Genomic DNA, 2236 nt, shown 5'->3' with positions numbered 1-2236 from the left:
GTGACCGGTGTCGAGTTCTGGTGCCCGGCGAGGGAGTTCGGTCAAGGGGATCAGCACGTTTCCCGGGATCGCTGCGATGTCGGCCTCCCACGGTTCGCGTACGTCGATCAGCAGCGGCGGGAAGGAAGCTGTGAGCAGGTCGCGCAGTTCCTCGGGCGAGACGGCGTTCTGATCGTCGGATGACAGCGGAGTGGTCTCGATGTTCTGCGCTGCGGCACGGGCGGACTCGTCGCGCCGGTAGGCGATCTCGCGGGTGCGGCCGGTGCGTGCGTCGTACGCGGCGACCCGACCGATCAACGGCTCTCCGATGCCGGTGAGGAGCTTGAGTGCCTCGGTCGCCATGAACGCCCCGATGACGGCGCATACGCTCGGCAGCACGCCGATCATGTCGCAGGTGTCCGCACTGGAGTCCGGACCATGCGGGAACAAGTCGCGGTAGTCGGTGCCTCTGGCATCCCATGCCACGCCTGCTTGGCCGGCGTACCCCAGTGCTGACCCCCACACGAGCGGAATGCCGCGTTCGGCAGCAACACGGTCTGCCAGCATCACTGTTGCCGGGTTGTCGCTGGCATCGACGAGCACGTCCACACCGTGCAGCAGACCCTCGGCTGTCACGGCGTCGAAACGCCCCTCGACGGCGCGGAGCTCAGCATCAGGAGCGAGCGACGCGAGCCTTATGGTGGCTGAGACCGCTTTGCTGCGACCGATGTCGCCGGGCGTGTGCATCGTCTGCCGGTGCAGGTTCGATTCGGCGACAGTGTCGTCATCGACGATCGTGAGGCTGCCGACGCCTGCGGCAGCAAGGACCGGCAACAGGGTGCTGGCCAGCCCACCCGCGCCGATCACGAGCACATGCGCTCTCGAAAGACGCTCCTGAGCGGGAACGCCGAAGCCCGTGAGGACGCGCTGCCTCTGAAAGGTCGGAGAGAGCGGATTGACCGGCATGCCTTCAGGCTAGGGAGCCGGTCCCAGCGGGTGAGGTCGGAAGCGGCGAGACAGCAGAGAGCAGACAAAGCCCAGCAGTCGCAGGCCATTCTCACGACCTCGGCTACGGGAGGCTTGAGACAGGTCGGCAACTTCGTTCGCCTGACCGACCGTCTTTCAGAGGAGTTCCTGTCGTGCGTGCCCCCTCCCTCCTTGCGGCAGCCGCAGCGCTCCTTCTGCTCGCTGGATGCTCATCGCCCGGCACGGGAAGCGACGAATCGGATGTCGGGGCAAGCAAGGACGACATGACCTCCGGAACGGTGACAGTGTTGGCCGCAGCCTCCTTGACCGACGTGATCGACGTCCTCGCCGAGAGGTTCGAGGACGCGAACGCAGATGTCGACGTGGTCGCCAGCTATGGCGGATCGTCGGCGCTCGCCGAGCAGATCGTCTCCGGTGCCCCGGTGGACGTGTTCTTCTCAGCGAATGAGGCGACGATGCAGTCTGTTGTCGACGCAGGCCTGGCCGCCGATCCGGAAGTGCTCGTCACGAACACGCTGCAGATCGCGGTTCCCGCCGGGAACCCTGCAGGGATCACCGGTCTCGCCGACTTCGCACGGCCTGAGCTGACAATCGCATTGTGCGACACCGCGGTGCCGTGTGGAGCCGCAGCGCAGTCCCTGCTCGACCTTGCTGGTGTTCAGGCCCAACCGGACACACTTGAGGAGGACGTGCGTGCCGCACTGACGAAAGTCTCTCTGGGTGAGGCCGACGCCGCACTGGTCTACGTGACCGACGTCGTCGCAGCAGGGAGCGCGGTGGAAGGCATCGATGTGCCTGAGGCGCAGCAGGTGATCAACAACTATCCGGTCGCCCTTCTTGCCGAGGCACCGAACCCCGACGCAGGACAGGCGTTCATCGACTACCTCCGCTCCGATGAGGCACGTCAGGTCTTCGAGCATGCAGGCTTCGCGGCCCCGTGAACGCCGGCAGCCGGTCATCCTCGCCCTCGGGGTGATCGGTCTCGCGCTGCTCGTTCTCCCGCTGCTCGGACTCATCCTGCGTGCACCATGGGGCCAGCTGGGCGAACTCTTCGTTCGGCAAGAGGTACTGCAGGCGCTCGGGCTCTCGTTACTCACGGCGACGTTATCTACCGGCCTGAGTCTCATCCTCGGTATCCCGCTAGCCGTCCTGCTGAGCCATTCCGTTCACTGGAAGGTCCTGCCGCGCCGCCTCTTGCGGGCGGCGATCACTATCCCGCTGGTACTGCCTCCCGTTGTCGGCGGCATTGCGTTGCTTCTCCTGCTGGGAC

2 protein-coding genes and 1 pseudogene are annotated in these 2236 nt (G+C 65.8%); 2 read left to right on the top strand and 1 reads right to left on the bottom strand.

Translation table 11 applies throughout. The annotated features are described in order from the left end of the window. Positions 1 to 945 (bottom strand): ThiF family adenylyltransferase (locus ACFWJO_RS37735; RefSeq protein ID WP_386872648.1); only part of this gene is annotated, 945 nt, incomplete at its 3' end. A gap of 173 nt (positions 946 to 1118) precedes the next feature. Between ACFWJO_RS37735 and modA the strand changes: the two genes are divergently transcribed. Then, entirely contained in the window at positions 1119 to 1907 is a 789-nt protein-coding gene (gene modA / locus ACFWJO_RS37730; RefSeq protein WP_024357651.1) for a molybdate ABC transporter substrate-binding protein, read from the top strand. Next, positions 1885 to 2236 (top strand): annotated as a pseudogene (locus ACFWJO_RS37725) (molybdate ABC transporter permease subunit); the annotation flags it as partial. The gene modA and the pseudogene ACFWJO_RS37725, both read left to right, overlap by 23 nt.

Source organism: Streptomyces sp. NPDC127092 (genome assembly GCF_042722475.1).
GTDB lineage: Bacteria > Actinomycetota > Actinomycetes > Streptomycetales > Streptomycetaceae > Streptomyces.
The sequence above is the reverse complement of the archived record's forward strand: the minus strand, read 5'-3'. Positions and strand labels throughout refer to the sequence as shown.